A 26,097-nucleotide genomic window follows, 5' to 3' on the forward strand; every position below is an offset into this window, starting at 1 on the left:
GCATCGCCCAGCGCCCGCGGGCGCTGGCGGCGGTGATCGCCAGCCTTGGCGCACCGCTGCGTTCTGCGCGGCTGCTGGACCAGTCCGCCGACTGGTTGCAGCAGCGCCTGCACACCGACCTGATGCCGCATGTCAACGCGGCCCATCACCTGGTGCCACTGCTGCAGCCGCGTGCCGGCGGTGCCCACTACGTGGTGATCGGCAGCCCCTGCGGCCTGCGCCCGTGGGCCGGCCATGGAGACACTTCGGTGGCGTCGGCTGCGCTGCGCATGTTCGTGCAGGTGCTGCACGAAGAAGCCCAAGGCGTCGGCGTGCGTGCACAGATGCTGGAAGTGGTGCACCCGGTCTGCACTCCGGTAAACGCCGCCAACGCCTGCGCCGAATGGCCAAGCGCGCTGGTCGTGGGTCGCCGCGTGGTCTCGGTGCTCGACGGTTGCCGCGACAACCGGCCGTTCCTGCGCTGCGACACGCTCGACAGCGCGCTGCCCAAGGGCCTGCTGAAGATGAGCGGCCCGGCCCCCTGGAAAAACTCGCTCGACATGGCTTGACCTCAACCATTGTTGAGGTCCGAACATGCGCCTCCTGTTGCAACTGCTTCCCCGTTACCACCCCCTACGGATGATTCCCATGAACCTTTCCTCCTCTACTCCGATTGTCCGGCGCGTTGCGCTGGGTACCGTGACCGCCCTGACCCTGGCGGTAATGGTCGGCTGCAGTGGCAGCCACGCCGAAACCGCCGCGCCGCCGCCGCCGCAGGTCACCGCCGCACCGGTGCTGATCAAGCCGGTCAGCCAGTGGGATGACTTCAGCGGCCGCGTCGAGGCCGTGCAGAGCGTGGAACTGCGCCCGCGCGTCAGCGGCTATATCGACAAGGTCAACTACACCGAAGGCGAAGAGGTGAAGAAGGGTGACGTGCTGTTCACCATCGACGCCCGCAGCTACCAGGCCGAGTACGACCGCGCCCGCGCCGAACTGGCCCGTGCCCGCACCCAGGCCAGCCTGGCCCGCAGCGAATCGGACCGCGCCAAGAAGTTGTCCGACCAGCAGGCCATCTCCACCGAAACCTGGGAACAGCGCCGCGCGGCGGCTGACCAGTCCGGTGCCGCCGTGCAGGCCGCACAGGCGGCACTGGACGCTGCCGCACTCAACCTGGAGTTCACCAAGGTGCGTGCACCGATCAACGGTCGCGCCGGCCGTGCGATGGTCACTGCCGGCAACCTGGTCACCGCCGGCGACAGTGCCAGCGTGCTGACCACGCTGGTCTCGCTGGACACCGTGCATGTCTACTTCGATGCGGACGAGGGCACCTTCCTGCGTTACGCGCAGATGGCGCGAAAGGGTGAACGCCCCAGCGAGCGTGACAGCGAACTGCCGGTGAAGGTGGGCCTGTCCGGTGAGGAGGGTTATCCGCATACCGGCAAGGTCGACTTCCTCGACAACCAGGTCACCCGCAGCACCGGCACCATCCGCGTGCGTGCGCTGCTGGACAACGCCGATCGTGCCTTTACGCCCGGTCTGTTCGCCCGCGTGCAGCTGCTCGGCAGCGGCCAGTTCCAGGCCATGCTGATCGATGAGAAGGCCGTGCTCACCGACCAGGACCGCAAATACGTCTACGTGGTGGACGACAAGAACACCGCCCAGCGTCGCGACATCGTGCTGGGTCGCGGGGCTGAAGGCCTGCGCATCGTGCAGCAGGGCCTGAAGGCCGGTGACCGCGTGATCATCGACGGCGTGCAGAAGGTGTTCATGCCGGGCATGCCGGTGCAGGCCAAGGCGGTGGCGATGCACGCCGAAGCCAAGCCGGCACCTGCGGTTGCTCTGAAATAACGTGCAGCCGGGCATGGCCCGGCTCTACATCTGTCGCGCCCCATGCAGGGGAGCTCGTTCACACGGTCGTCCGCGGCCGTGGCGGGGTCCTGCATGCCGGCGTTGCTGAAAAACCCCAGGAATCCCCTCATGGACTTTTCCCGTTTCTTCATCGACAGGCCGATTTTCGCGGCGGTGCTGTCGATCGTGATCTTCGCCGCTGGCTTGATCTCCATTCCGATCCTGCCGATCGGCGAGTACCCCGAAGTGGTGCCGCCGTCGGTGGTGGTGCGTACCGTGTACCCGGGTGCCAACCCCAAGGTGATTGCTGAAACCGTGGCCACGCCACTGGAAGAAGCGATCAACGGCGTGGAAGGCATGATGTACATCAAGTCGGTGGCCGGCTCGGACGGCGTGCTGCAGATGACCGTCACCTTCCGCCCGGGCACCGACCCGGACGACGCCGCAGTGAAGGTGCAGAACCGCGTCGCCCAGGCGCAGGCGCGCCTGCCGGAAGACGTGCGCCGCCAGGGTGTAACCACCCAGAAGCAGTCGCCGACCTTCCTGATGGTGGTGCACCTGACCTCGCCGAACGGCAAGTACGACACCCTGTACCTGCGCAACTACGCCCGCCTGCACGTCAAGGACGCGCTGGCGCGCATTCCCGGCGTCGGTGATGCGCAGATCTTCGGTGGCGGCGACTACGCCATGCGCGCCTGGCTGGATCCGGACAAGGTCGCCGCCCGCGGCCTGACCGCCAGCGACGTGGTCCGCGCGATGCGCGAGCAGAACGTGCAGGTCTCGGCCGGTCAGCTCGGTGCCGAGCCGATGCCGAACAGCCAGTTCCTGACCCTGATCAACGCCCAGGGTCGCCTGCGCAGCGAGCAGGAGTTCGGCGACATCGTGCTCAAGGCCGGTGAAGACGGCGAAGTGGTGCGTCTGTCCGACGTCGCCCGCGTGGAACTTGGTGCCGGCGACTACACCCTGCGCTCGCAGCTGGACGGCAAGAACGCCGTGGGCATCGGTATCTTCCAGGCCCCGGGGGCCAATGCGCTGGAGATCCGCGATGCGGTGATCGGCACCATGGACGAGATGCAGAAGACCTTCCCGGCCGACGTCAAGTACGAAGCGGTGTACGACACCACCATCTTCGTGCGTGACTCGATCAAGGCCGTGGTCTCCACCCTGCTCGAAGCCATCGCCCTGGTGGTGCTGGTGGTGATCCTGTTCCTGCAGACCTGGCGTGCCTCGATCATTCCGTTGATCGCCGTGCCGGTGTCGGTGGTGGGTACGTTCGCCGCGCTGTATGTACTGGGCTTCTCGATCAACACCCTGAGCCTGTTCGGATTGGTGCTGGCGATCGGCATCGTGGTCGACGATGCCATCGTGGTAGTGGAGAACGTCGAGCGCAACATTGAGGAAGGGCTTTCGCCCACGGCCGCCGCACACCAGGCCATGAAGGAAGTGTCCGGCCCGATCATCGCGATCGCGCTGGTGCTGTGCGCCGTGTTCGTGCCGATGGCGTTCCTGTCCGGCGTGACCGGTCAGTTCTACAAGCAGTTCGCGGTCACCATCGCCATCTCCACGGTGATCTCGGCGATCAACTCGCTGACCCTGTCGCCGGCCCTGGCCGCGCGTCTGCTCAAGCCGCACGGTGCGCCCAAGGACGCCCCGAGCCGTCTGATCGACCGTCTGTTCGGCTGGGTGTTCCGTCCGTTCAACCGCTTCTTCAAGTCCAGCTCGGAGAAGTACGAACGTGGCGTGTCGAAGATCCTCGGCCGTCGCGGTGCGGTGTTCGTGGTGTATGCGGTGCTGCTGGTCGGTACCGGCTTCATCTTCAAGATCGTGCCGCCGGGCTTCATTCCGACCCAGGACAAGCTGTACCTGATCGCCGGTGTGAAGCTGCCGGAAGGCTCGTCCATTGCCCGCACCGATGAAATGCTGCGCAAGGTGGCCAAGATCGCCCAGGAAACCGACGGCGTGGCCCACACCATTTCGTTCCCGGGTCTGAACGCGCTGCAGTTCACCAACACCCCCAACACCGGCGTGGCCTTCATTCCGCTCAAGCCGTTCAACGAGCGCCATGGCAGGACCGCTGCGGAGATCAATGCCGAGATCAACCAGAAGATCGCCGGGCTGGGGGAAGGCTTTGCCTTCTCGATGATGCCGCCGCCGATCCTGGGCCTGGGTAACGGCAACGGCTACCAGATGTTCATCGAGGACCGCGGCAACCTGGGTTATGGCGCGCTGCAGAATGCCGTGCAGGCGATGCAGGGCACCGTTGCGCAGACCCCGGGCATGGCGTTCCCGATCACCAGCTACCAGGCCAACGTGCCACAGCTGGATGCGGAAGTGGACCGGGTCAAGGCCAAGGCCCAGGGCGTGGAGCTGACCGAACTGTTCGACACCCTGCAGACCTACCTGGGCTCGTCGTACGTCAACGACTTCAACCAGTTCGGTCGTACCTGGCAGGTGATCGCCCAGGCCGACGGCCAGTTCCGTGACAAGGTCGAGGACATCGGCAAGCTGCGTACCCGCAACAACCGTGGCGAGATGGTGCCGATCGGCTCGATGGTGACCGTGAAGGAAACCTACGGCCCCGACCCGGTGCTGCGCTTCAACGGCTACCCGGCCGCCGACCTGGCCGGCGAAGCCGACCCGCGCCTGCTGTCCTCGGCCGAAGCCATGAACAAGCTGACCGAAATCGCCGGGCAGGTGCTGCCGGCCGGCATGACCACCGAGTGGACCGACCTGAGCTACCAGCAGGCCACCCAGGGCAATGCCGCGTTCATCGTGTTCCCGGTTGCCATCCTGCTCGCCTTCCTGGTGCTGGCGGCACTGTATGAAAGCTGGTCGCTGCCGCTGGCGGTGATCCTGATCGTGCCGATGACGCTGCTTTCCGCCCTGTTCGGCGTATGGTTGACCGGCGGTGACAACAATGTGTTCGTGCAGGTTGGCCTGGTGGTGCTGATGGGCCTGGCGTGCAAGAACGCGATCCTGATCGTCGAGTTCGCCCGCGAACTGGAAATGGGCGGCAAGGGCATTGTCGAAGCCGCGCTGGAAGCCTGCCGTCTGCGTCTGCGCCCGATCGTGATGACCTCGATCGCCTTCATCGCCGGTACCGTTCCGCTCGTGCTTTCGCACGGTGCCGGTGCCGAGGTGCGCTCGGTCACGGGTATCACGGTGTTCGCCGGCATGCTGGGCGTCACTCTGTTCGGTCTGTTCCTGACCCCGGTGTTCTACGTGGCGCTGCGCAAGCTGGTGACCCGTAAGGGCGGCGGCCAGCTGGTCAGCCACGGCGCACCCACCGTTCACCACCACTGACTCCATTCCCCACGAGGTTATTGAAATGACGACTGAAACCCAGAAGATCGCCCTCGTCACCGGTGCCACCCGCGGCATCGGCCTGGAAACCGTGCGCCAGCTGGCCCAGGCCGGCGTGCACACGCTGCTGGCCGGCCGCAACCGCGACACCGCCGTTGCTGCCGCCCTGAAGCTGCAGTCCGAAGGCCTGCCGGTGGAAGCCATCCAGCTCGACGTCAACGACAGCGCCAGCATCGAGGCCGCAGTGAATACCGTGGCCGAGCGCCACGGTCGCCTGGATATCCTGGTCAACAACGCCGGCATCCTGGTCGACGACACATCGCTGGCCCCGTCGCAGCAGAGCCTGGACACCTGGCGCACCACGTTTGAAACCAACGTGTTCGCCGTGGTCGCGGTCACCAACGCGTTCCTGCCGCTGGTCAAGGCATCGCCCGCCGGCCGGATCGTCAACGTGTCCAGCATCCTCGGCTCGCTGACCCTGCACAGCCAGCCAGGCTCGCCGATCTACGGCTTCGCGGTACCGGCCTACAACGCCTCCAAGAGCGCGGTGAATGCCTGGACCGTACAGCTGGCCTACGAGCTGCGCGACAGCACCACCAAGGTCAACACCGTGCACCCCGGCTACGTGAAAACCGACATGAACGGTGGCGAAGGCGAAATCGAGATCAGCGAGGGCGCACGCTCCAGCGTGGGCATGGCGTTGATCGGCGCGGACGGCCCCAACGGCAGCTTCACCTACCTGGGTGAGGTGCTGCCATGGTGATCCGTGTGTTGACCGCGGCCGTGACCAGCGCGTTGCTGGCCGGCTGCGTCAGCGTCGGCCCCAACTACCAGGCACCGCCGGCGCAGCCGGTGGTCCTGCAGGGGGCTGCCGCAGAAGTGTTCACCAGTGAATCGCCGGTGGCCAGCTGGTGGGCCCAGTTCGACGACCCGGTACTGGAGCAGCTGGTGCACGATGCGCTGGGGGCCAACCTGGACCTGCGCATCGCCATGGCCCGCGTGCGCGAGGCACGCGCGGTGTTCGTCGAACAGCGTCTGGACCAGCTGCCGCACGTCACTGCCGGTGGCAGTTACGACCGCCGCAAGCAACCGGACGCCACCGTCGGTGGCGAGCGGGTGTTCAGTGAAACCTACCAGCTCGGCTTCGATGCCGGCTGGGAGCTGGATCTGTTCGGTCGCCAGCGCCGCGCCGCCGAAGCCGCACGCGCCGACCTCGGTGCCGAGCAGGACAACCTTGCCGACGCCCAGGTCACCGTGGCCGCCGAAGTGGCCCGCAACTACTTCGAGCTGCGCGGCAGCCAGAAGCGCATCGACGTGGCCCAGCGCACCCTGGTCAACCTGCGCGAAACCCAGCGCCTGACGGAAGCGCGGTGGGAGCTGGGTGCGGGCAGCGAACTGGATGTGCAGAGCAGTCGTGCACGGCTGAAGGCAATCGAGGCCGACATTCCGTTGCTGGAAGTGGCCGAAGTGCAGTCGCGGCATCGCCTGGCGGTGCTGCTGGGCCAGCGCCCGGATGCACTGGATGCGCGTCTGCAGCCGCAGGAAGTGCCGGCCTACGCCAAGGCGTTGCCGCTCGGTGACACCACCGACCTGCTGCGCCAGCGTGCCGACGTGCGCAGTGCCGAACGTCGCCTTGCCGCCGCCACCGCGCGGGTTGGGGTGGCCACCGCAGACCTGTTCCCACGGATCAGCCTGAGTGGGTTTGTCGGCTTCCTGTCGGGCGATGCCAGCGGACTGGTCAATGGCAACAACAAGGCATGGTCGGTGACCCCGTCGATCAGCTGGGCCGCGTTCGACTTCGGCACGGTCAAGGCACGCCTGCGCGCCAGCAAGGCGCAGGCTGACGGCGCGGCCGCCGAATACGAAAAGGCTGTGCTGCTGGCGCTGGAAGACACCGAAAACGCACTCACGCGCTATGCCAAGCAGCAGGCGCGTCTGGGCATCGTGGTCGAACAGGCACAGGCGGCGCGGCGTGCCGAGCAGCTGGCGCAGATCCGTTACCGCGAAGGGTCGGAAGACTTCCTGACCCTGCTGGATGCGCAGCGTACCCAGCTGGCCGCCGACGATGCGCTGGCCGCCGCCGAGTCGACGGTGAACGTCAGCGTGGTGGGCGTGTACAAGGCACTGGGCGGTTGGGGTCAGCAGCGCGATGCAACACCACCGGCGATCGCCGGTACGTTGCGCTGACGCGGAAGGGAAGGGCGGTCGGATGCCGTCCTTCCCCTTCGTGTAGGCATCATCCGCGACCGCATGCAGGAATAGCCCGCGTTGACGGCATTGCCTCTGACGAAGTGCGTCATCACAAGGCTAAATGGGCACCCCTCATGACAGGAAGCGTGCCGATGCACCACCCGCACCGGGTCCCGCCGGGATTGCACCAGGAAGAAAAACGCATGAGCGCGGCCAGTCTTTCGCTGGGCGTGCTGTTGTTGCTGTTGATGGCGGTACTGGCCGTCACCCTGGGTTTCGCGCGACTGCCTGATCCGTTGCTTGAACTGGGTGTCGTGGCCATCGGCCTGTTCCTGGCGGTGAGCGCACGCATCTACCAGGCACGTGAGCAGCACCTGGCGCTGTGCCGCGCCCTGAATCGCCTGCAGCGCCACCCGTAGAGCCGGGCTTGCCCGGCCGTCCAACCGTAGAGCCGGGCTTGCCCGGCTGTCCACGCCACACACAGCCGGGCAAGCCCGGCTCTACCACGTTCAGGGCAGCTCCACGTCCGCCACCACCGGGAAGTGGTCCGAAGGCAATACGCCACCGGGCTTGTCGTCCAGCGTGGCAAACCGAAGCACCTTCATGCCACGCACCAGGATCCAGTCCAGTTCGGTGGTCGGTGTGCCACTGAAGTTGTGGAAGGTCAGACGCGGTCCTTCCACCTTCGCAGCCTGCCTGCGCGCATCACCGAGCACAGCGGTGAACGTGGCGTAGGTCCCGCTGCCGGGTTCACTGTTGAAGTCACCCGTAATCACCACCGGCACTCCGGCATGCAACTGCTGCAGCCGCGCGACAATCGCCTTGGCTCCCTGCACGCGGCGCGGTTCGTCGTCATCGCGGTAGGGCAGGTGGGTGTTGAGCAGATAGAAGCGCCTGCGGTCGCTCACCCGTTCGAACAACGCCCAGGTGACCATCCGCGGGTACAGGTTGCCCCAGGTGATGCTGCCTGGGACCTCGGGGGTGTCGGACAACCAGAAGTCGCCCGATTCCACCACTTTGAGTCGCGTGCTGTCGTAGAACACGCCCATGTGCTCGTCACCTTCGCCGCCGCGCCGACCCTGGCCGAACCACCGGTAATCGGGCAGCTGGGTGGTCAGGTATTCGGCCTGCTGCTGCACCAGTTCCTGGGTGCCGACCACGGCGGGCCGCTGCGCGCGCAGCAGGTTGACCATCGCATCGCGACGGTCAACCCAGCGCCGGCCCGGTTCGGTGTCCACCGGGGTGCGAACGTTGAACGACATCACCCGCAGCGGTTCTGCAGCAGGTGTGGGTGAGCGGGCCTGTGCGCTGCCGAATGGCAGCGACAGGGCAAACGCAAGCCACAGGGCGTGACGCTTTCGAATCGATCGCATTGGAATCCCTCCATTCCATGAAAACGATTCCAAGAGTCGCACGCCTGCGCGCCGCAGACTATGCGCGGGTTGGCGGAAACTCCGTGCGGGTACTCATTTCACGTAGTCCACCAGATACCGGACCGAGAACTCCACCTTGGCCCCCAGGCTGTCCAGGGTCTGCTTGACGGTGGGCAGCACCACCCCGCCGCAGCTGGAGCAGGTGTTGAGGAAGCTCACCAGTCTCACCCTGTGGATGTCGCTGGAAAGCAGGCGGATCGCCGGATCCTCCGACTGCAGAAGCGACAGCAGGTAGCGGAAGATCCAGTTTTCCGAATCGCCGCCCCGGTCGAACACGATGGTGCGGGTGTCGTCTGCTGTCCGCAGCACCGGCAGCGTGACAAACGCCGGGTTCGCCGGAACACCCGCACTGCGGGCGTCGACGTAGCGGATGCCGGGGGTCTGAGCGGGCAGCTTCAAGGTGAGCCTGCGGGCACGGTCGCCCCCGGACAGCGACGCGATCACCAGGGTGCCGTGCGTGGTTTCCACCTCGGCATAGGCGAAATTCGCTCCGGTGACGTGCCTGATCAGTTCCTGGGCGGTTTCGGGCAGCGCCAGGCTGTCAGCGGTAAGGGGTATCCACCCCGCTTCCTTGCCTTCTACCGGCAGCAGGCGGTTGAGCATGTCGGCCACCTGCCTGCGTTCTTCCTGCGAGCAGGTCTGCAGCGCTTTCCAGTCAGGTATGAACTGCCGGCTCACGTCAACGAACGCCTTCTGCTCCCGGCCACCGGAGAACACATTGAAGGCAAACGTTTCCAGCTCGTTCGGTTTGCCACTGCTTCGGCAGTAGTCCGCATACTCCCGGTAGCTGGCATACAGCGCCTGCTCATGCGGTTCAAACCCGGGGCGCAGGTAGTTGAACGTCATTTCCGCAATGGTGCGCTGTACCTGCACCGATTGCGGATTCTCGCGCAGCAGCCGCTGCCGCTCGGAGTGCCGCAGGTAGGCGGCGATGTCGTCGCGCTGCTTCATCGGGATGAAGTGCAGCGTTTCGCTGTTGAGCCGCGGTACCGGCGCGGCGTAGTAGACGCCATTGTCCGGCTCGATGCAGATGGACGGCGTGCCGTCCACCGTCATGTAGATGCCGCGCAGCTCGCGGCTGTCATCGATACCCTGGGCAATGGCCCCCAGGCGGATCGCAGGCAGCTGGCTGTTGATCAGCACGCGGTCGAAATGGGGGGTTGCTTCATCCAGGCCGAGCATGGAGTCCACGATCAGCCGGCCTTCCACCCGGGACAGGTACTGCACGTGCATGGCCACACCCAGTCCCTGGGCATCTTCCGGCGTCAGCGGAGACAGCTTGGGCGGCAGCTTCCGTCCGCGCCTGGAGGTTCCGCTGGACCACTTCTGTACCTTGCCGTCGTGGATCATCACCGGCAGTTCCGTTGCGCCTGCCTCCAGGTCATGACCGTCCAGTGCGGCCATGTCGATCGGGCTGTAGCTGCGATAGCCGAAGGCATGGGGCACCCGCTGGCCCGGGGTAGGCGAATCGGGCAGCGGCACCTGTCGGTCAGGCACGAAGCGCAGCTGGGTCGGCCGGCTGCAGCCTGCGGCGGCTCCCGCGCTTTCAATGCCACGGCGGACGCGGCAACCGGTGCCGTCCAGTTCCTGCAGTTCGCCGATTCTGCCGCCGTGTACCTCGCGCAGGTGCAGCGAGCCGTCGTCCGGTTCCAGGAGGTAGGGGGTGTCGCCTATCCAGACTTCCCATTGATTGTCGCCGCGCTCGATGAACCGCGCGTCCGTGGCGTCGCCAAGGTGCAGCCGCACGCCCGCGTCAAACCTTTCGCCGGGAAGGCGTCCAGGCAGCGGGGTGACCAGGCTGACCTGCTGCAGCGGTGGCCCATAACCGGCACCGGCAATGGGATCGAAGCGGTACCAGCCGTCCGGCCCGCTGATGACCAGCATCAGCGGGTGACCATCGACCTGGCCCACCGCCAGGGTGGCCTCACCCACTTCGAACCCGGCCAGCAGGTCGTGCGTGGCCCTGCCGGCGGATACGTCGGTTTCCACGCTGTGTGCCGCGGCACCCAACGCGCGTTCGCCGACCAGCACACCGCGCACCCAGCCTGCGCTGCGAAGCGCCTGCTCCCAGGCCTGCCCGCCCAGCCGTGCTGCGCCTTTGCCGAGGTCGAAGACCAGTCCGGCACCACTGTTGCGCAGAAGCTCGCCGGCGAACGTGCGCAGGGCGTCGCCGGTGTGGGCAGCGAGCGACAGCACGGTGTGTTCGCCGGCCTCGGTCACGGTACGTACCAGCGTGCCCGCAAAGGTGGCCCCGGGAATCACATTGCTCAGCAGGTCCACGCCGCAGTCCAGCGCTGCCGTGCCACTTTCGCCACTCAGCAACGCTTCGCCACAGGCAAAGAACGGAAGGGTGAATTCTGCCGTCTTCTTCAGCAGCGCTTCTTCTTTCTGCAGCGTCTGCTCCAGCGGCGTGAGCTGGCTGAGTTCCCGCTTCTTCATCTTGTCCAGCGGGGCGTCCCACAGCAGCTTGGCGGCGGCCGCCGCCAGCACGTGCACGGCAACCGGCGTATCGCGCTGCATCACAGCGGCCATGGGGGTCAGCTGCAGATCGCGCACCGCCGTCAGCCGCTCGTTGCGGGAGAGGACGATGCTGCCGTCGATCAGTCCCTGCGCGTCCACGCAGGGTCCCAACCGTGGGTCGACCACCGCGCGCCGCATCAGTCCCGCTCGCGGCAGGATCTCGAAGTACACCGGTTCATCACGGCCGTGCGGCTGGCACTGAAGCAGCAGTCCCTGCGCTGCATCCTGCCCGAAGGCCCGCACCTGCATCGGGGTGCAGTGGCTGCTGCTCAGCAACGTCCGGTCTTCCGGCGGCAGCGCCTGCAGCAGGGCCTCGATGACCCCGGCCAGGCCCTGTTCCACTGCGCTGCGATAGGTGGCAAAGGCTTCATTGAACTGCTGCAGGGTGGTGGGCTGACCAGCGCAGCGGTAGGCGTCGGCGGCAATGAGGTTCAACAGGGAGTCGCTGGCGCTCAACTGGGTTTTCAGCGATTCGTCCAGGTCGTCCGTGCCGATGGGGGTTGCCGCCAGAAGCAGAGTCTCTTCCGTCTGCAGCAACGGTCCCGCGGTGATGCCATGTGCGTTCAGCACCTGCGTCCCGATCCGGTTGATCGGCAACGTCCACAGCGCCGGGTCCAATCCTGTTTGCGCAAGCTTCTGTTCGGCAATCCGGCGACGCGTCGGCGCGGGGCGCGTGATCAATGCCAGGTGGGCAGCGTGCGCATCCTGTGCCTGTTTCAGATACTCCAGCGCGTGGCAGGCCTGTTCCGACGTCACTTGGTCCAGTCGCACCAGGTCGGGCAGCTGCCCATGTGCGACGCCATACAGCAGCGCAGGCTGCAGCATGGCGCGTGCCCAGCTGGCCTGCAGGTCATCGGCACCGGACGGTGGCGGGGGCGCTGCCAGCGCGGCAGCCAGACCGGCGACCTCCATGTAGCTGACCCGTCCGCTGCTGCCGGGCTGCAACCCCTCCAGCAGCGCAATGCTGTGCAGGAAGGTGCTGCCCGCCAGCGAAGCCGGGCTGAGGCCGTCCGGAATGTTCCGGACCAGCAGCGCCGGCTGCTGCAGTTCGCTCAGCAGCAGCCACTGCAGCAGGTCGCGTGCGGCTGCGGGCGCATTCCGGTGACGGGCGGCCAGCAACGCCGCAACATGTGACTGCCATTGCACGAAGCTGCGGTGCACGTGGACGGGGCTGTTGAACTCCGCGCGCAGGGTGTCGATCTGCGTGCGGCCGACATGGTGTTCCAGCAGCGCCTGCGCCACTACGATCTGCGCGCCCTGTGGCGAGCCCGGGCCATCCTCCTGCGCGCCGGCCCAGTCGGTCTGCCCCAGCAGCTGACGACCCAGCTCGGCGAATCCCTGTGTGCGCGACATGAGGTCCCACAGCTCTGCCGGGGGCAGGGCGGCGTCCGGGTCGACGTTGTGCAGCACATCCAGCCCCCAGCCCCGCAGCAGCGTGTGCAGGTCAGGCAGCGCGCGGGTGTCCAGCGGGACGGTGACCGGTGACGGAGGCGGGCGATGGAACCAGCGTTCCAGCAGCAACCCGCTGCCCTCCGCAGTGGATGTGTTGGTTGAGGGCAGCGGCCACAGCGGGAAGCCCAGCGCCATGCGCGAGGCGTCCGCCGGTGCCTCCACCGGCAGCAGCGCCAGTGCCAGCAACAACGCATGTTCGGGATGGCGCAGCAGCAGCGGGTCGGCTTCTCCCATTGCCTGCGCCAGGGTCAACACCGGTGCGGCCCCACCCTTGAACAGGGTCGGAACCTCGAGCAGCGCCACCACCTTCTGCTGGATGTCGGGCGGCAGCTGCGATAGCACCGCCTTGCGCAGAAGCGTCGCGTGCGCCTGCCAGCCCGCCGCTTGCTTTTTGTCCACTGCACCGCTGCGTACCGCTCCATCGTTTACTGCATCCACCCAGCGGGCGACGGCGGTGCGGCCTTCTGTGCTGTCCAGCCACTGCTGCAGCAGATGCGGTCCTTCGATGATCAGGGTCCATGCATCCAGAGGGTGACGGACGGCCGCGTTGGCGCTGATGAGCGCGCGCTGGATCGTGATGGCCAGGCCATCACGCAGGCTGACGGCGTCGAAGGGACAGATGGCTTGCGCCAAGGCATGCCCGGCATGTGCCTCCAGCCACTGTTCCAGGGGAAGCGACCGGACCGGCATGTTGGGGGACGTGCCTGGAGCAACCGGTGCCTGCAGTTGATTGCCCACCCGCCGGTAGAACGCTTCGAAGTGATCCAGACTCTCGGCATACCAAGGGTCCGCATCCTGCAGCGGCAGTTCCACCTGGCTGTACAGCTGCTGCAGCGGTTCGACCAGGCGTCGCAGGTGGACACCCAGATTGAGTTCGTTGGCAGTGAGCGGTTGATCCTGCTGCAGCCGCATCCAGTCACGCAGCATGCGCGCGGTTCCATGGAAGTACTCGCCCAGGCTGGCTTCCCAGGTCAGCTCCTGTTTGCCGCTTCGGCTCCTGGCGTCCGCCAGCTCGCGCCACTGGCGCATTCCAGGCTGCGCCGTGCGCCAAGGGGGCGGCATGCCGCCGTAAAGCAGCCGGCTGTGCACCCCCGCGATCTGCGCCAGGCAGCGGGCGGGTTCCAACAGGACCGAGAAGCCTTCCTCGCCCAGCAGCGGATCGGTACCCACCACCCACCACTGGCGCAGTTCCTGTTCGTTGATGGGCACACAGAACGTGCTTGGCCCGGGAGCAAGCCATCCGGCGTGCGCCTTGATCACGTCCGCGTCCACCGGCGTGGGTGAATGCAGCGCGGATGGCCGGTACCTTTCCACCACGCGTCGGAAGAACGTGCGACCGGCATCCGGGGCGTTTCCGTCGTAGCGGGTCAGCAGTTCGCCGGCTGCCAGGCCCATCCGGGCCAGCGCGAAACAGGCCTCCTGTTCCAGTGCACGGGATCGCGCGCGGTTTCCCGTGAAGTCAACGTGCGCAGCAACTGCTTGAGCATGCGCATGAACACATAGATCTGCGCTTCCATGCCGCCGCGCTCCACTTCATATTGCTGCCAGGTGGACAACTCCGGCAGTTGGTTGATCGCCTCGAACAGCGCGGTCCCCTGCGCGGTGCCGAAGAAGCGCTCCAGCGCATCGGCGCTCGGCGGTCGTCCGTGCAGGCGCTCACCGCCCAGTGCGAACAGCGCGTTGAGGGTTTGCAGCAGTCCCTGCGCGGAGCGAGCGGTGTAGCCGGGGATCGCGGACCACCAGGAACGGCTGGAAATGGAGTCGATCAAGCCCTGCATGAGCAACAAGGGCACCGCTCCGTCCATCTCCCCGGGCAGCTGGGCCCCCGCTCCCGGCAGAAGCGCCGCGCCTGCCAGAGCGGGGGGAACAGCAGCACCCTCATCGGTCAACGCGCCCGCGCGCGCACGTGGAGGCACCCATTCCTCCAGCCCTGCGGAAGGACAGCTGTGGGTGTCTGGCGGTGCCGGCACAGCGGCCTGCGGCACGGTCGCGCGGGTCGATGTGAAAAGGTGGGCCAGGGCCTCCCGCGCCTGCTGCACGGTGCCAGCACCCGGTTGCTGCCGGCGCATGAAGTGGATGATCTGTCCGGCCTGCTCGACGTGCAGGCCGGCTACATAGCGTTCCTGTGGGATGCAGGACATCAGTGCAGTACTGCCAGGTGCCAACGCGGGCGGGTCATGCCGGGTCAGCCCATCGACGGCGGTGCGCGCTACCTGCATGGCGTGGGCATGCGTGGTCGCCTCCGTCCCAGCCGGCAACGGCATGCAGGTGTCCACGGTGACGCGCGTGCCTGAGGCGGCGACGGTCCTGCCCAGGTCCTGCAGGGTCGGCAGGCACAGCAGTGACGTCAGCGCGTGCGAGACGCTGTCGAAGCGGCCCAGCCGCCTTACGGCCGACGGGGGTGTCCACGTCGCCGAGCGCGCCGTCTGCACCAGCAGCGTGGCGAGTTCGCTCGCTCCGGCCGGCGTCGCGCGGGCCACCAGCGGACCGGTGCCGCACGCTGTCGCCAGACGCGAACCGGCGTGAATCGCCGACAGTGGTGCGGCGTCGTGTTCAATCAGGTGCCGTAGGCCTACACGGACATCCAGCAGGCCACGCTCACGTTGTTCGCGCTGGCGCATCGCACGCAGCGCCGCCTGCAGTCGCTGCGAGTCCGCCTGGGGTGCGAGGGCCCGCAGCTGAGCAGTCGCCCATGCGTCGCGCGCCTGCATGTCGCTGTTTCCCAGATGCTGCCTCTGGTGGCCCAGCGCCAGCGTGTGGCAGTCCTGCTTCGGCGTGGCAGACAGCAGTGAATTCCAGTGCAGCCGGTGCATGTCCTGTGGCCGATACGACGCGTCGCGCAACGCGGCAAGCAGAGGGTGCTCCCGCGCGTTCTGCAATGATCCGCGCAGATCCAGTACCGCCATTTCCCATTCCCATGCCGGCAGCCGCAGCGCGTGCAGCAGCACCTCGCGCCAGACCTGCTGCTCGTCCGCGGGCATTGCCGCCGGCAGCACGCAGCGTGTGGCAAGCTCGTCAGCCAGCAGGCAGGCCAGCGGCGAGCGGGCGAAGTCGGCGGCCAGCACCGAGTGCAGCAGATCCAGGGTGACCGGTTCTGTGGCCAGCAGCTGCCACAGCGTGTTGAACTGCGCATCCGGCGCGCCGCACAGCCCGCCGAACGCAGGCGCGGTTGGAACGGAGCACGTGATGGGCGGTACAACACCATCGCGGTTCTGCAGGTGGTGCAATCGGGAAGGTCCGGCTACTCCCGGCGTTGGTTCCCGCACAGGATCATGGCGCGCCAACGAAGAGGTGGGACGTTCGGCGGGTAAGCGGGAAAGGGTGGGGGAGGGCTGATGCATCGTCGGAATGCCGCGCAGAGGGGGCGCGTACAATCGCCGCAGCAGGGCCTGCACTTAATAGGAATAATCAGAAATATTGCGGACGCGCTTGCAAGGCAGCGCAGAAAAGGTTTAGAGGACCAATGGCAGGGGCAGGCGCTTCCCGACGTGTGTACCGTCAGCGCCATTCCGGTCCAGGAGCGTCGCCATGCTGCGTCTGTCGTGCCTGCTGTTGAGTTCGATATTGGCCGTTGCCGGTGCGCACGCCGCACCGGCATTGCCGCCTGCCGAGGTGACCGCCGTGCTCGCGCGCTGGGACCAGACCGAGCATCCCGACCTGCGCGCGGTGGTGGTGATGCAGCAGGGGCGGGTGGTGGGCGAGCGTTACTACAACGGGGCCACGCGCGATGAGCTGCACGACGTGCGCTCGGCCGGCAAGAGCGTCACCGCGCTGCTGGTCGGTATCGCCCGTGATCGGCGTCTGAAGATTGACCAGCCGGTGCAACGCTACTGGAAGCAGGCAACCGGCAGCGCCATCGGCCCGGTGGCATTGCGCGACGTGCTGAGCATGCGCTCGGGACTGGCGGCCGACGACGAAAATGCGGATTCGCCAGGCAATGAAGACCGTATGGACGAGGCAGATGACCCGAAGTCGTTCGTACTGAAGGTCCCGCGTGCTGCGCCGCCGGGCACGGTGTACCGCTACAACTCGCTGACCAGTTATGTCGCGGGCGTGGTGGTGACGGAAGCAGTTGGCAAACCGATGGACGTGTTTGCACGCCAGTACCTGTTCGCGCCGCTCGGCATCGAGCGCTGGCAGTGGGCGCGTGATGCCTCTGGCATCACCAAAGGCCAGGGCAACCTGTCGCTGCGTGCGCGCGACTTCGCCATCCTGGGCGAGATGGTGCGAAACGACGGGGTGTATCAGGGCAAGCGTATTGTCAGCGCGGCCTGGCTGCGCGATGCGCTGACCCCGCATGTGGCGATTGCCGACAGCGACCCGTACGCAGAGGGGTATGGCTACTACTGGTACGCCAAGACCCATGACATCAAGGGCACCCCGGTGCCGGTGCGCTTCGCCTCCGGCAACGGCGGCAACAAGATCTACGTGGTGCCCAGCCGGCAGATGGTGGTCGCCATCACGTCCAGCGCCTACGGCAAGGGGTACGGCCAGCGGCGCTCAGAGGCGATTCTGAAGGCAGTGCTGGCCGCCACCCCGTAGCGCCGGGTTACGCGCCGTTGGTGCCGTTTGCCTTGTCGACCGTCACGGTGACCTGCACCGTGGTCGGCTCGGTGTCCAGTTCGATATAAGCGTGCACCAGCTTCTTCAGCGCGTTCGCCGGGTGGGTCTTGGAACGGCGTGCGGCTTCGCGGAACCGGCAGCGCTGTTCATGCGGCAGGTGTACCTTCATCACAACGTTTTTGCTCATGGGGCGTGCCTCCAGCTGGGAGTTTCGAACTCGCCTGCGAACTGCAACTGCATGGTGATTCTCCTTCCGGTAATTCCCCTTGCCGGGGTGGCAAGGGGTCGGGAGGTTCGAAACCGTACAGCTAGAGTAGAAAACGGCGGGCGTATTTCCCCATTAAGGGTGTTGTATTAGCCACCCTCCCGACTCGGGTCACGCTCACTCTATCTGTTGGGGTTTCGACGCCCCGTCCGGAAATCCTGCTCGACATCGATGGCGGATGGAAACAGTCAGCGTCCATCGGGTATAGGTGCCGTTGTGTGCTGCAGCACGAAACATGTCGCCAATGACCTGTAAGACCGGGTGGATTGGTGCATTCCGTGTAGCTCGCGACGTTTTGCGTACGTCGCGATGCGTAGCAAGCGCGTGCCGCGCAGAACGACGCAATCAGCCAGAACCCCGCAACGCCACGTGTCGGCATGTGCTGGAATGCGTTGCGACGCCCTGCGTTTCGCTGGTACGCGATGGAACGCGCTTGGACATGCTGGAACGTGCTCGGATGCGCTGGGGTACTGGTAGGGTCGGTCGATAGACGACCGCCGATGGCAATCATTACTTCTGTAACGCATGACCACCGAACGCAAGGGGCGCTTCTGCGTTCATCGTCATGCGTCAGCGTGCAGACAATCGTTCTCGGTCGTCATCTGTCGACCGACGCTACCCGGCGAGATGGCGTTCTACTTCTGATCGGTCATAGAATCAGGTGCAGACACACCACCTGTCTCCAAGCCAAGGACTGCACGCATGCCCATCGCAAGGGAAGGTCGTTTCCTCCTCAACCACGACCCGATCGGGATCGAATAAACAAAAATGTTGACGAATACACAATAAAGTGTATTCTATGCGCCACTGCCCAGCGGCACGCTGTGGGGCATGAAAATGTCCGAGTTCAGGCGTGGACTAAAGCGGCGAGGCGTCCAGTTCAGCGAAGGCGCGCGGCACACGAAGCTGTCCTATAGGGGGCGGCACTCTACTTTGCCGCGACACGCTGCGGAGATCAGCGAAGGATTGCGTAGGGCAATTCTGAAGCAGCTTGGAATCACGCAACCGGGCCGCTGATGCTGGACGTGTAACATCTGATGGAAGGCGCATTCACAGCGCAAAGGAGTCGTCATGGCGATGAGGTACCCTGCAAGAGTTGAAGGCAAGCCTGGCGACTACGTAATGACCTTTCGTGATATCCCGGAGGCCATTACTGGTGGGTCTACGCTCGATGAAGTGCGAGCGAATGCTGTTGACTGCCTCGTTACGGCAATGGACTTCTACTTCGAGGACCGTAAAGCAGTGCCTGCTCCGACAGCACCCAAGGCAGGCGAGGTTCTCGTAGAACTACCTGCCAGTGTCTCAGCGAAAACACTGTTGCTGAATCGCATGCTGGAAACACGAACCACGCCGGCGGAACTGGCACGGCGCATGGGGACAACGCCGCAGACTGTGAATCGTCTGGTAAACCTGCATCATGCAACCAAGATTGATACGTTGGCCGAGGCCGTACGGGCGCTGGGGGCGAATCTGGAGATCAGAATCGCCTGACGCCTTGCCTGCATGCCTCACAGCACCCCAGCCACCACAAGCCCGTCGTAAGTAGCACTCCAGTCCCCGCTGTGCTTCACCGCGACACCGCCTGCAGCATTCCAGGCAGCGCAGTTCGCACTCCAGTCGTCGACCAGAACATCGCCTGCCCGATGCATGAACAGAGGCTTGTTCGCACCGCCCAGCACCGGCAGCACCAGGCAGGTCTGCGACAGATGCTCACGCACCCACGCACGCTTCTGCGTGGCAGCGACGGTGTAGTTGCTCTTCGGACACGCGGTGAGGATCACCGGGTCCAGGTGTTCAATGGCACGGAAGAATTCGATCGCACCGGCAATCGGTGGCAGGTCGCGGAAGAATGACGCGTGGCCGTTGATATGACCCCACATCACGTCGTCTTCCAGTTGGCGGTGGTCCAACCCGAACACGGCCGGGAAGCCGGTATCGAAGTCGGCCATGACGCCGTCCAGGTCCAGGTACAGCGTCCGCGTGTCTGCGGCGACGGCGTGACGGGGCGCGGAGGAGGGCAGCGCTGACTCGTTGGACTGGAACGCCTGCTCCAGGCCGCGCATGCCGTGCTCCACCCATTGCGACAGGGTGCTTGCGGAGATGCCCGCTTCGGCGCTGGCAGAAGCCATCGATGTGCGGCCCTGCAAGATTTCTACAACCAGGGCGGCTTTGCGCGGCCCGGTCCAATCACGGGTCTCGTGTTCCATCACGTCAGTCTCCTTGTGAGTTCGGTTCCAAGATACCACTGCAATCAGCGCAACAAGCTCTTGAGGTCCTTGAGCATCAGAAAGAGGTGGTAGGGATCGGTTGGGCTGGCCTCGAAGTCCCAGGCTTCATACCACTGTCGCGCGTCGTCGTCCTTGGCATGAACCGCCAGGCAGCGAATCCCCGCAATGTCAGCCGCCTGTGCGGTGCGCAGCAGGGCGTCCTTGAGCAGCGCCTTGCCAAGGCCTTTACGCTGATGGGCCTTGTCCACCGCGAGCCGGGCTAGCAGCATGATCGGCACGGGATGGCGTGCAAGTCCCTTCGACACCCTTGACGGTGTGTTTTCTGGATCGACGCTGCCAACGGCCAAGCTGTAGAAGCCAGCCACTTCGTCATCCCGGCAGCAGACGTATGTCTGTGCGCTGTTGGCCTTCTGATTGACGAGCGCATGTCGCTGCAGAAACTGGTTCAGCGCTGTGTGGCCGCAGTCGAAAGCATTGACTTGATCGGCTGCACGTATCTTTCGAACGGAGGAGTAGGCAGAGGTCAATCCAGAACCCCGGGCTCACTCAGCAGCTTTTTCAGGCGGGGCTTGCTTTGCACCGGTCGGTCAAGCGCCTCCTGAAAGGCCTGCCACTGTGCGTCATCCAGCACGAACTGGCGGCGATCTGCCAGCGTCTGTGCGGCGGCCGTTACGCCTGCGTCGAGCAGAAATTCGCTCACGTTCTTGTGGCACGCGCGGGCAGCTTCCTGCAGCAACTGCTTGACGGATGTACTGGCCCGCACATCGATTCGTTCGGTCTTGGATGGATTCGGGGTGCGCATGGTGTCACCTCCACGCAATTGCCGGAGGTTGCAGTTTGCCTGTCAGGACGTTGTCCTGACAAGAGGGGCGTCGTACCGGTTCAGCGCGTGCAAACAAAAAACCCGGAACTCCTCGCGGAATTCCGGGCTTCTCGTAGGTTCTTGCGAACCTGTATTGGTGGAGGTGGGCTCTACTGGAAGGGCGGACGGAGTCCTTACGCCGCAAGGCGCGGCGGATCGTCTTCACCCTCGATACCCCCGGCGGTACCCCCGGTTTCGAGCGCTTGATCGCGCGCCCGAACCTGCAACTGAATCCATTCCTCAACCTCCGATTCCAGCCACCGAACGGAGCACCCGATGTGCAGCTGTTTGGGGAAGGTTCCGTCCGAAATGCGCGAATAGACGGTCGACTTGGGCAGGCCGGTGCGGTCCACAACCTGGCTCATCTTGAGCAGCCGGCTGGGGGTGGGAGGGGCGTCATTGGTGGTCATGGTTGTCTCCTTCGCCGCGGTGGGCGGCAGTGTGGGGATGGGGTTCAGTGCAGGCTCTCGGCCCATTTGCAGACCTGCCGGGCCTGCGCCTTTGCGTGGTGGCTGTCGTCATGTCCGGCGCAGTAGCGGTCCATGGTCCCGATCACTTCGGCTTTTGCCTTGCCCAGCGCCTCGTTCCGGTCGGCTGCGGTCCTCTTCCACTTCAGCATCAGGGCGTACCCATAGCCTTGGTCGGAGAGGTTGACGGAGGTCGCGAAGATCCAGCCGGTACCGGGCACCTCGGCCAGCTCGATTCTGGCCAGCCGCAGGTAGCCGCGCCCCGGCATCTGGTGGTCTTCATCTGCAGGCCAGCGGCGCTCGTCCAGCGCGTCGAACAGGTCCAGCTGCTCAGTGTTCATGCCGCCGCGTCCAGAGGCATGTCCAGGCCGTCGAACAGGTCCGGCATCGACAGTTCGCGCTCTGCCGCCTGCAGGTACTTCACGCCGTCCACGAAGTAATCCGCCGACAGCTCGGCTGCCCGCCCGCGCCGGCCCAGCTTCAGGGCGCGGTACGGAACGGTGAACAGGCCGCCGAAGGGGTCGAACACCAGCTCGCCCGGGTTGCTGTAGCGCTCGATCAGCCGGTCCACGATGTCGAACTGCAGCGGGCAGATGTGGTTCTCCAGGCCGCGCCGGGTCTGCTCCCCGTTGAGCGTCAGCATGCGGTTCACGTCGTGCCACACGTCCGGGTGGTGGCTGCCAGGGGCGAGGGACATGAAGGTCGAGGGAAGCGCACCGCGCGCTTCCAGCTGCTCCCCGATGCGGACGTGCGACTCGTAGTCGTAGACCTGCTCGAGGCTGTGCTGGGTGAAGATCTTGGCCAGCTTATCCGGGCCCAGCTTCGCCAGTTCGTCGGCGGTGAGCAGCCGGCGGCCGCTGGACCGCCAGAACGCATGCGCATCCACCTGCCAGCGGGCGCGGGTGTAGTTCGCCTTCTCCTTGCGCACCGGCATGTCGGCATAGCCCTTGGAGCGGTCCGTCTGCGGCTTCCGCAGCAGCACGATGTACTCCGGGGAACCGGCCCCCATCTTCGTGCCGTCCTTGCACTGCTCGGACCAGCCCAGGCGGTAGGTCTGGTTGTTCTCCCGCACCACGTCCGTCACAACGGTGATCAGGCCCATGTAGTCGAAGCCGTGCGCGCGGTAGTGGAAGATAGCCTCCGCGTGGAACGGGCTGACGGTGGGCGCGCCGGCACCGGTGACATTGCCGAACTGGATCCGGTCCTTCACGTGGATGGCCGCGATGCGCCCCGGCTTCAGCACGCGCAGCAGTTCCTTCGACAGGTGGTCCATCTGCGCCCAGAAGTGGGCGTTGTCGTCGGTGTGCCCGAAGTCGTTGTAGCTGGGGCTGTACTCGTAGTGATTGGCGAACGGAATGGACGTGACCACCAGGTCGACGCTGCTCTCGTCCATCGACCGCGCTTCCAGCACGCAGTCATTGTTGGCCACCTGCCAGCCCTGGCCGCTGGCCTCGATCCGTTCCACGCCAATGGACCGCTGCAGCACCTGCGCCATGGCGGCCTTGCTCAGGCCGAATTCCCGGATGATCTCGCTCATCTTTTCCACCATCAGTTCGTGTCGCTTCCACTTCTCCATGAGGCTGGCCAGCACCTCCCGTTCGCTTTCGGCGTAGACGATCCACACCTCGACCGGGAATTGCTGCTGGTAGCGCTGGATACGGTGGATCGACTGGATGAAGTCGTTGAATTTGAAGCCGATGCCGGCGTAGACGGCCAGGTGGCAGTGCCGCTGGAAGTTGCAGCCGCTGCCGGCGATGACCGGCTTGGCCGACAGGATCCGAATCTCGCCCTCGCTGAAGGCAACCACAGCTGCCTCGCGGTCGTCGATTTCCTGGTCGCCGTAGATGCTTACTGCCTCCGGCACAGCGCCGGCGATGGCGTGCCGCTCTGCCTCGAGGTCGTGCCAGATCAGCCAGTGCTCTGCCGGGCGCGCACCCACGATCTGCTGAACCGCGCTGACACGCGCTGGCAGAGTGTCCCGCTTCTCCCGGGCGGCATCCTGCAGGCCCAGCGCCGCGTCCCTGAACATCTTGCCTTGGCCGTCCCGCTCGGTACCGGCACTGCCGTGGTCCACCGGCACCTCATGGAAGTGCACCTGCAGTTCCGGCAGGTCGTATCCCTCGTCGCTGTAGCCGAGGTCAGAGGGTTTCTGGAGGAACAGAGCCCAGCTGGCCACCCACAGCCAGAACTCACGCTCCTTGTGCGGGTACAGGGTCAGGTTGTTGGCCTTGGTGCTGTCGCGCTTGAACCAGCGGGTGAGCGCCTGGCCAGTGTCCATCACTCCCAGGAAGCCGGCGTAGTGGATCAGCTCCTTGTAGCGATTGGGGCTGGGCGTGGCGGTGGCCACAAAACGGTACCGGACGTCGTTGAACAGCGTCAGGAACTCCTGATACGTCTTCGACCCGAAGCTGCGCAGCACGGACGCTTCGTCCAGGCTCGCGGCCAGGAACAGGTTCGGATCCAGCTTGCCGTCGCGCACGGACTCGTAGTTGGTCAGGTGCACGCCGTTGAAGCTGGCATCAACCTCGGCATTGGTTCGGACGAACCGGGTTTCCATGCCCAGCATCGCAGCGTCGCGCCGGAACTCCTGCCGGACGCCCAGCGGGATCACGATCAGGGATGGGCCGCCGGCATGCGCCATGGCCAGGCGACAGATCTCCAGCTGCTGCACGCTCTTGCCCAGGCCGAAGCGCTGGAACAGGGCGCGGCGTCCGCCGGCGCATGCCCAAACCACGCTGTCGCGCTGGTGCGGCTTCAGGATCGGATTCACCTCGTCGGGCGACACGTCGAAGCCCAGCGACGGTGCCACCCGCACCTTTCGCTCCAGGAAGTCCAGATAGGGGTCAGCCACCGTGCACCTCCTGCGGGATCAGCTTTTGCTGCTGCACGTGCTCGATCACGGTGTGGCCGCTCGGCAGCAGGATGTGCGACAGGAAGGCGGCCTCGAAGGTGAGCATGCCGATCTCGATGGCGGTGACCTGGCCTTTCACCCAGTCCCGCAGGATTGAGTAGACGGCCACGCCGCCGATCTTCAGGGCCTTGGCCTCATGGTCGGCGCGGGTCGCCCGCACGCGGGGGCCGTAGGGATGCTCCCGCAGCCATGCCGCCGCGTAACCCCGGGCGCTGGCCTTCAGGATCACTTGCCGGCCGCGGTGCTCGAACTGGACGAAGAGCTCGCCCGTCTCGAAGTCCTCGCCGGTGCCGAACTTGGTGCATCCGAAGGCGCGCAGCATCTTCTGGATGTCGTTGATCGCGTTGTTGCCGCTGGTGGCGTTCTCGTAGGGCAGGCTCACTGGCGTTCCTCCGGGTATAGCTTGCGGTGCGCGTCGATCAGGCCCTGCACCTGGCCCTGCAGGCCGGCGGCGAGGTCGCAGAAGTTCGGCACCACGGTGGTGGCCATGACGTGGAGCTGGTTGCGGATGTCCAGCAGTTCCACCAGTGGGAACTCGGGCTGAGCCATTTTTTCCACATCGGATGAGGCGCGGCGCGAGGCGGGCGCGCCCATGTCGCGCTCCAGCAGCGCAGCCGCGTCGTCCATCGTCTGGGTGATGCACTTCCCGCCGCTCGCCGTGCGCAGCCTGTTGCAACGGTTGGCCAGCTCGATCAGATCGGTCACGGGCTCGCCGAAGATGGCCTGGCCGATCTGGGCGGACAGCTTCTCTACGGCGGCAGCTGCCATGGTTGGCGGTCGGATGCGTTCCACCGCATCCCAGAACGCTCGCGCCGCCGCGTCTAGGGAAAGCCCTTCTGCGAGCTGCACCGTTCCGTCGTACTTGATCCGGAGCGCCTCGGGGTTGCCGAAGATCAGATCAGGCTTTTCGGCGAGGAGGTGGCTCACGTGCACGCCGTGCTTGCCGGCGATGGTCCACCAGCGGCCATTTTCATCACTGTTCATGCCTTCTGCTCCTTCTGAGACTTCGGGAGCCGCGCGGACTTCAGCGACGCCCAGGTGAGGGGGAACGGGCCGCGTTTGGTGCGGTCCCATGCGGTCGAGACGGTGGTGCCGACCGTTTCGGCGATCTGGCGGGTGGTGACCAGCTTCCCTTCGACCACGTGGGCGAAAAGCTGGGCCCGGATGCGGCCGGCGCGCACGCTGTGGTAGTTCTTCGGCCGGTTGGGGGAACGGGTTCGTCATGCCGCCTCCCGCATCAGGGTCATGACCAGCGCCTTCGCGGTGCGGTTCGGGACCGCATTGCCGATCTGCTTCGTAATCTGGGTAGCGTTGCCGGCGAAGTCGTAGACCTCGCCCTCGTCGTCGAAGGAGGTCGCCCGGGCCAACTCGCGCCAGTGCAGCATCCGGTAGTTGATGTCGATGACGAAGAAGTCGTGTGCCTCGCCCAGCGGCTGCACCAGGCCCAGCTCGCCCCGATTGGCACCGGTGATCGTTGGCAGGGGTTCGTCCACGCCACGGGTGCGCACGTCGCCGTGGTGGGTCACCGGCATCGTGAAGGGAGCGGCCAGCGCCAGGGATTCGGAGCAGGTGATGGTGGGCATGGGCTCGTTCGCCGGGCGCATGTCCCCGGTGCGGCCGGTACCGACATTGCCGCGCATCACGATGGCTTCTGCGATGGCCACCTCGTTGGAGCCGGTCAGGGCAGGCATCGGCTGGTCGGCATCCAGCACGCGGCTGCCAGGGTCGCGGCCGTCGCTATCTCCGTGACCGGCACGCATCAGCACCGGCTCCGCCAGGCCGAACCGCGCCTTGGTGGTGACCGATGGCACCGGCTCGGTGACTGACGATGCGGTCAGGCCGGATCCGCCGCCGTAGTAGGGAGCCACCAGCGGCGTGGCCACGGCCTGATCGCCGCCCTTGGCAGTGGTGACCGTCCGGATCGGTTCGGCAGCAGAGCGCGGCACGCCGGCGCTGCTGGTGTTGGAGGTCGGAACGATGATCGGCTCGACCAGCTGCGGCCGCGCGCAGCCCGGGCGCTCGCTGCCAGCACCACCGGTGGTTATCGTCGGCAGAGGCTGCTCGACGTCCCGCGCG

22 protein-coding genes are annotated in these 26,097 nt (G+C 65.8%); 8 read left to right on the forward strand and 14 right to left on the reverse strand.

Going from position 1 to position 26,097, the window contains the following annotated elements:
• From EGJ34_RS11390 to EGJ34_RS11415, 6 genes are all read left to right on the forward strand, one after another.
• Window positions 1-548, forward strand: a 548-nt coding sequence (locus EGJ34_RS11390) for an SDR family NAD(P)-dependent oxidoreductase (RefSeq protein ID WP_125360594.1), incomplete at its 5' end; no start/stop codon positions are given.
• Window positions 549-627: 79 nt separating this feature from the next.
• On the forward strand, window positions 628-1,827 hold the full coding sequence (locus EGJ34_RS11395) for an efflux RND transporter periplasmic adaptor subunit (protein ID WP_125360595.1): 1,200 nt from the start codon (window positions 628-630) through the stop codon (window positions 1,825-1,827).
• A 129-nt stretch (window positions 1,828-1,956) separates the two neighbouring features.
• Entirely contained in the window at window positions 1,957-5,130 is a 3,174-nt protein-coding gene (locus EGJ34_RS11400) for a multidrug efflux RND transporter permease subunit (RefSeq protein ID WP_125360596.1), read from the forward strand.
• Between the two features lie 25 nt (window positions 5,131-5,155).
• Complete coding sequence (locus EGJ34_RS11405) at window positions 5,156-5,893, forward strand: SDR family oxidoreductase (RefSeq protein WP_125360597.1); 738 nt, start codon at window positions 5,156-5,158, stop codon at window positions 5,891-5,893.
• Entirely contained in the window at window positions 5,887-7,317 is a 1,431-nt protein-coding gene (locus tag EGJ34_RS11410) for an efflux transporter outer membrane subunit (protein ID WP_125360598.1), read from the forward strand. The genes EGJ34_RS11405 and EGJ34_RS11410 overlap by 7 nt, the downstream gene beginning before the upstream one ends.
• A gap of 206 nt (window positions 7,318-7,523) precedes the next feature.
• Entirely contained in the window at window positions 7,524-7,739 is a 216-nt protein-coding gene (locus EGJ34_RS11415) for a hypothetical protein (RefSeq protein WP_260476973.1), read from the forward strand.
• Window positions 7,740-7,829: 90 nt separating this feature from the next.
• Here EGJ34_RS11415 and EGJ34_RS11420 read toward each other — a convergent pair whose 3' ends face one another.
• The 3 genes from EGJ34_RS11420 to EGJ34_RS11430 form a co-directional block, all read right to left on the reverse strand.
• A complete protein-coding gene (locus tag EGJ34_RS11420; protein WP_125360600.1) occupies window positions 7,830-8,693 on the reverse strand; it encodes an endonuclease/exonuclease/phosphatase family protein in 864 nt (287 codons plus the stop codon).
• 93 nt (window positions 8,694-8,786) lie between these two features.
• The gene (locus EGJ34_RS11425; protein WP_125360601.1) at window positions 8,787-14,120 is read right to left on the reverse strand and encodes a hypothetical protein; all 5,334 of its coding nucleotides are present in this window, start codon (window positions 14,118-14,120) and stop codon (window positions 8,787-8,789) included.
• Complete coding sequence (locus tag EGJ34_RS11430; RefSeq protein WP_125360602.1) at window positions 14,093-15,952, reverse strand: hypothetical protein; 1,860 nt, start codon at window positions 15,950-15,952, stop codon at window positions 14,093-14,095. The genes EGJ34_RS11425 and EGJ34_RS11430 overlap by 28 nt, the downstream gene beginning before the upstream one ends.
• 301 nt (window positions 15,953-16,253) lie before the next feature.
• Between EGJ34_RS11430 and EGJ34_RS11435 the strand changes: the two genes are divergently transcribed.
• On the forward strand, window positions 16,254-17,267 hold the full coding sequence (locus tag EGJ34_RS11435) for a serine hydrolase (protein ID WP_125360603.1): 1,014 nt from the start codon (window positions 16,254-16,256) through the stop codon (window positions 17,265-17,267).
• A gap of 7 nt (window positions 17,268-17,274) precedes the next feature.
• Here the strand turns inward: EGJ34_RS11435 and EGJ34_RS11440 are convergent, their stop codons facing one another.
• Window positions 17,275-17,475, reverse strand: coding sequence for a hypothetical protein (locus EGJ34_RS11440; protein ID WP_125360604.1), 201 nt, complete (start codon window positions 17,473-17,475; stop codon window positions 17,275-17,277).
• A 1,149-nt stretch (window positions 17,476-18,624) separates the two neighbouring features.
• Here EGJ34_RS11440 and EGJ34_RS11450 point away from each other — a divergent pair.
• Window positions 18,625-19,044: a type II toxin-antitoxin system HicB family antitoxin gene (locus EGJ34_RS11450; RefSeq protein ID WP_221740412.1), complete on the forward strand. Its 420-nt coding sequence runs from the start codon at window positions 18,625-18,627 to the stop codon at window positions 19,042-19,044.
• Between the two features lie 17 nt (window positions 19,045-19,061).
• Here the strand turns inward: EGJ34_RS11450 and EGJ34_RS11455 are convergent, their stop codons facing one another.
• The 10 genes from EGJ34_RS11455 to EGJ34_RS11500 form a co-directional block, all read right to left on the reverse strand.
• Window positions 19,062-19,760: a hypothetical protein gene (locus EGJ34_RS11455; protein ID WP_125360606.1), complete on the reverse strand. Its 699-nt coding sequence runs from the start codon at window positions 19,758-19,760 to the stop codon at window positions 19,062-19,064.
• Window positions 19,761-19,804: 44 nt separating this feature from the next.
• Window positions 19,805-20,308 carry a GNAT family N-acetyltransferase gene (locus EGJ34_RS11460; RefSeq protein ID WP_125360607.1) on the reverse strand — a complete coding sequence of 168 codons (504 nt, stop codon included), beginning with the start codon at window positions 20,306-20,308 and terminating at the stop codon, window positions 19,805-19,807.
• On the reverse strand, window positions 20,305-20,583 hold the full coding sequence (locus EGJ34_RS11465; RefSeq protein ID WP_125360608.1) for a DUF1778 domain-containing protein: 279 nt from the start codon (window positions 20,581-20,583) through the stop codon (window positions 20,305-20,307). The genes EGJ34_RS11460 and EGJ34_RS11465 overlap by 4 nt, the downstream gene beginning before the upstream one ends.
• A gap of 194 nt (window positions 20,584-20,777) precedes the next feature.
• Window positions 20,778-21,053: an AlpA family transcriptional regulator gene (locus EGJ34_RS11470; RefSeq protein WP_125360609.1), complete on the reverse strand. Its 276-nt coding sequence runs from the start codon at window positions 21,051-21,053 to the stop codon at window positions 20,778-20,780.
• A gap of 44 nt (window positions 21,054-21,097) precedes the next feature.
• Window positions 21,098-21,451, reverse strand: a complete 354-nt coding sequence (locus EGJ34_RS11475) for a hypothetical protein (protein ID WP_125360610.1) — start codon at window positions 21,449-21,451, stop codon at window positions 21,098-21,100.
• On the reverse strand, window positions 21,448-23,961 hold the full coding sequence (locus tag EGJ34_RS11480) for a DNA methyltransferase (protein WP_125360611.1): 2,514 nt from the start codon (window positions 23,959-23,961) through the stop codon (window positions 21,448-21,450). Before EGJ34_RS11480 ends, EGJ34_RS11475 begins: the two co-directional genes overlap by 4 nt.
• Window positions 23,954-24,403, reverse strand: a complete 450-nt coding sequence (locus EGJ34_RS11485) for a hypothetical protein (RefSeq protein ID WP_125360612.1) — start codon at window positions 24,401-24,403, stop codon at window positions 23,954-23,956. The genes EGJ34_RS11480 and EGJ34_RS11485 overlap by 8 nt, the downstream gene beginning before the upstream one ends.
• Window positions 24,400-25,005: a hypothetical protein gene (locus tag EGJ34_RS11490; RefSeq protein WP_125360613.1), complete on the reverse strand. Its 606-nt coding sequence runs from the start codon at window positions 25,003-25,005 to the stop codon at window positions 24,400-24,402. Before EGJ34_RS11490 ends, EGJ34_RS11485 begins: the two co-directional genes overlap by 4 nt.
• A complete protein-coding gene (locus EGJ34_RS11495; protein ID WP_125360614.1) occupies window positions 25,002-25,202 on the reverse strand; it encodes a hypothetical protein in 201 nt (66 codons plus the stop codon). Before EGJ34_RS11495 ends, EGJ34_RS11490 begins: the two co-directional genes overlap by 4 nt.
• Window positions 25,203-25,241: 39 nt before the next feature.
• A partial coding sequence (locus tag EGJ34_RS11500) for a DNA cytosine methyltransferase (RefSeq protein WP_185750152.1) occupies window positions 25,242-26,097 on the reverse strand: 856 nt, incomplete at its 5' end.

Origin of the sequence: Stenotrophomonas sp. 278 (assembly GCF_003935715.1) — a bacterium.
Classification (GTDB): Bacteria; Pseudomonadota; Gammaproteobacteria; order Xanthomonadales; family Xanthomonadaceae; genus Stenotrophomonas; species Stenotrophomonas maltophilia_AH.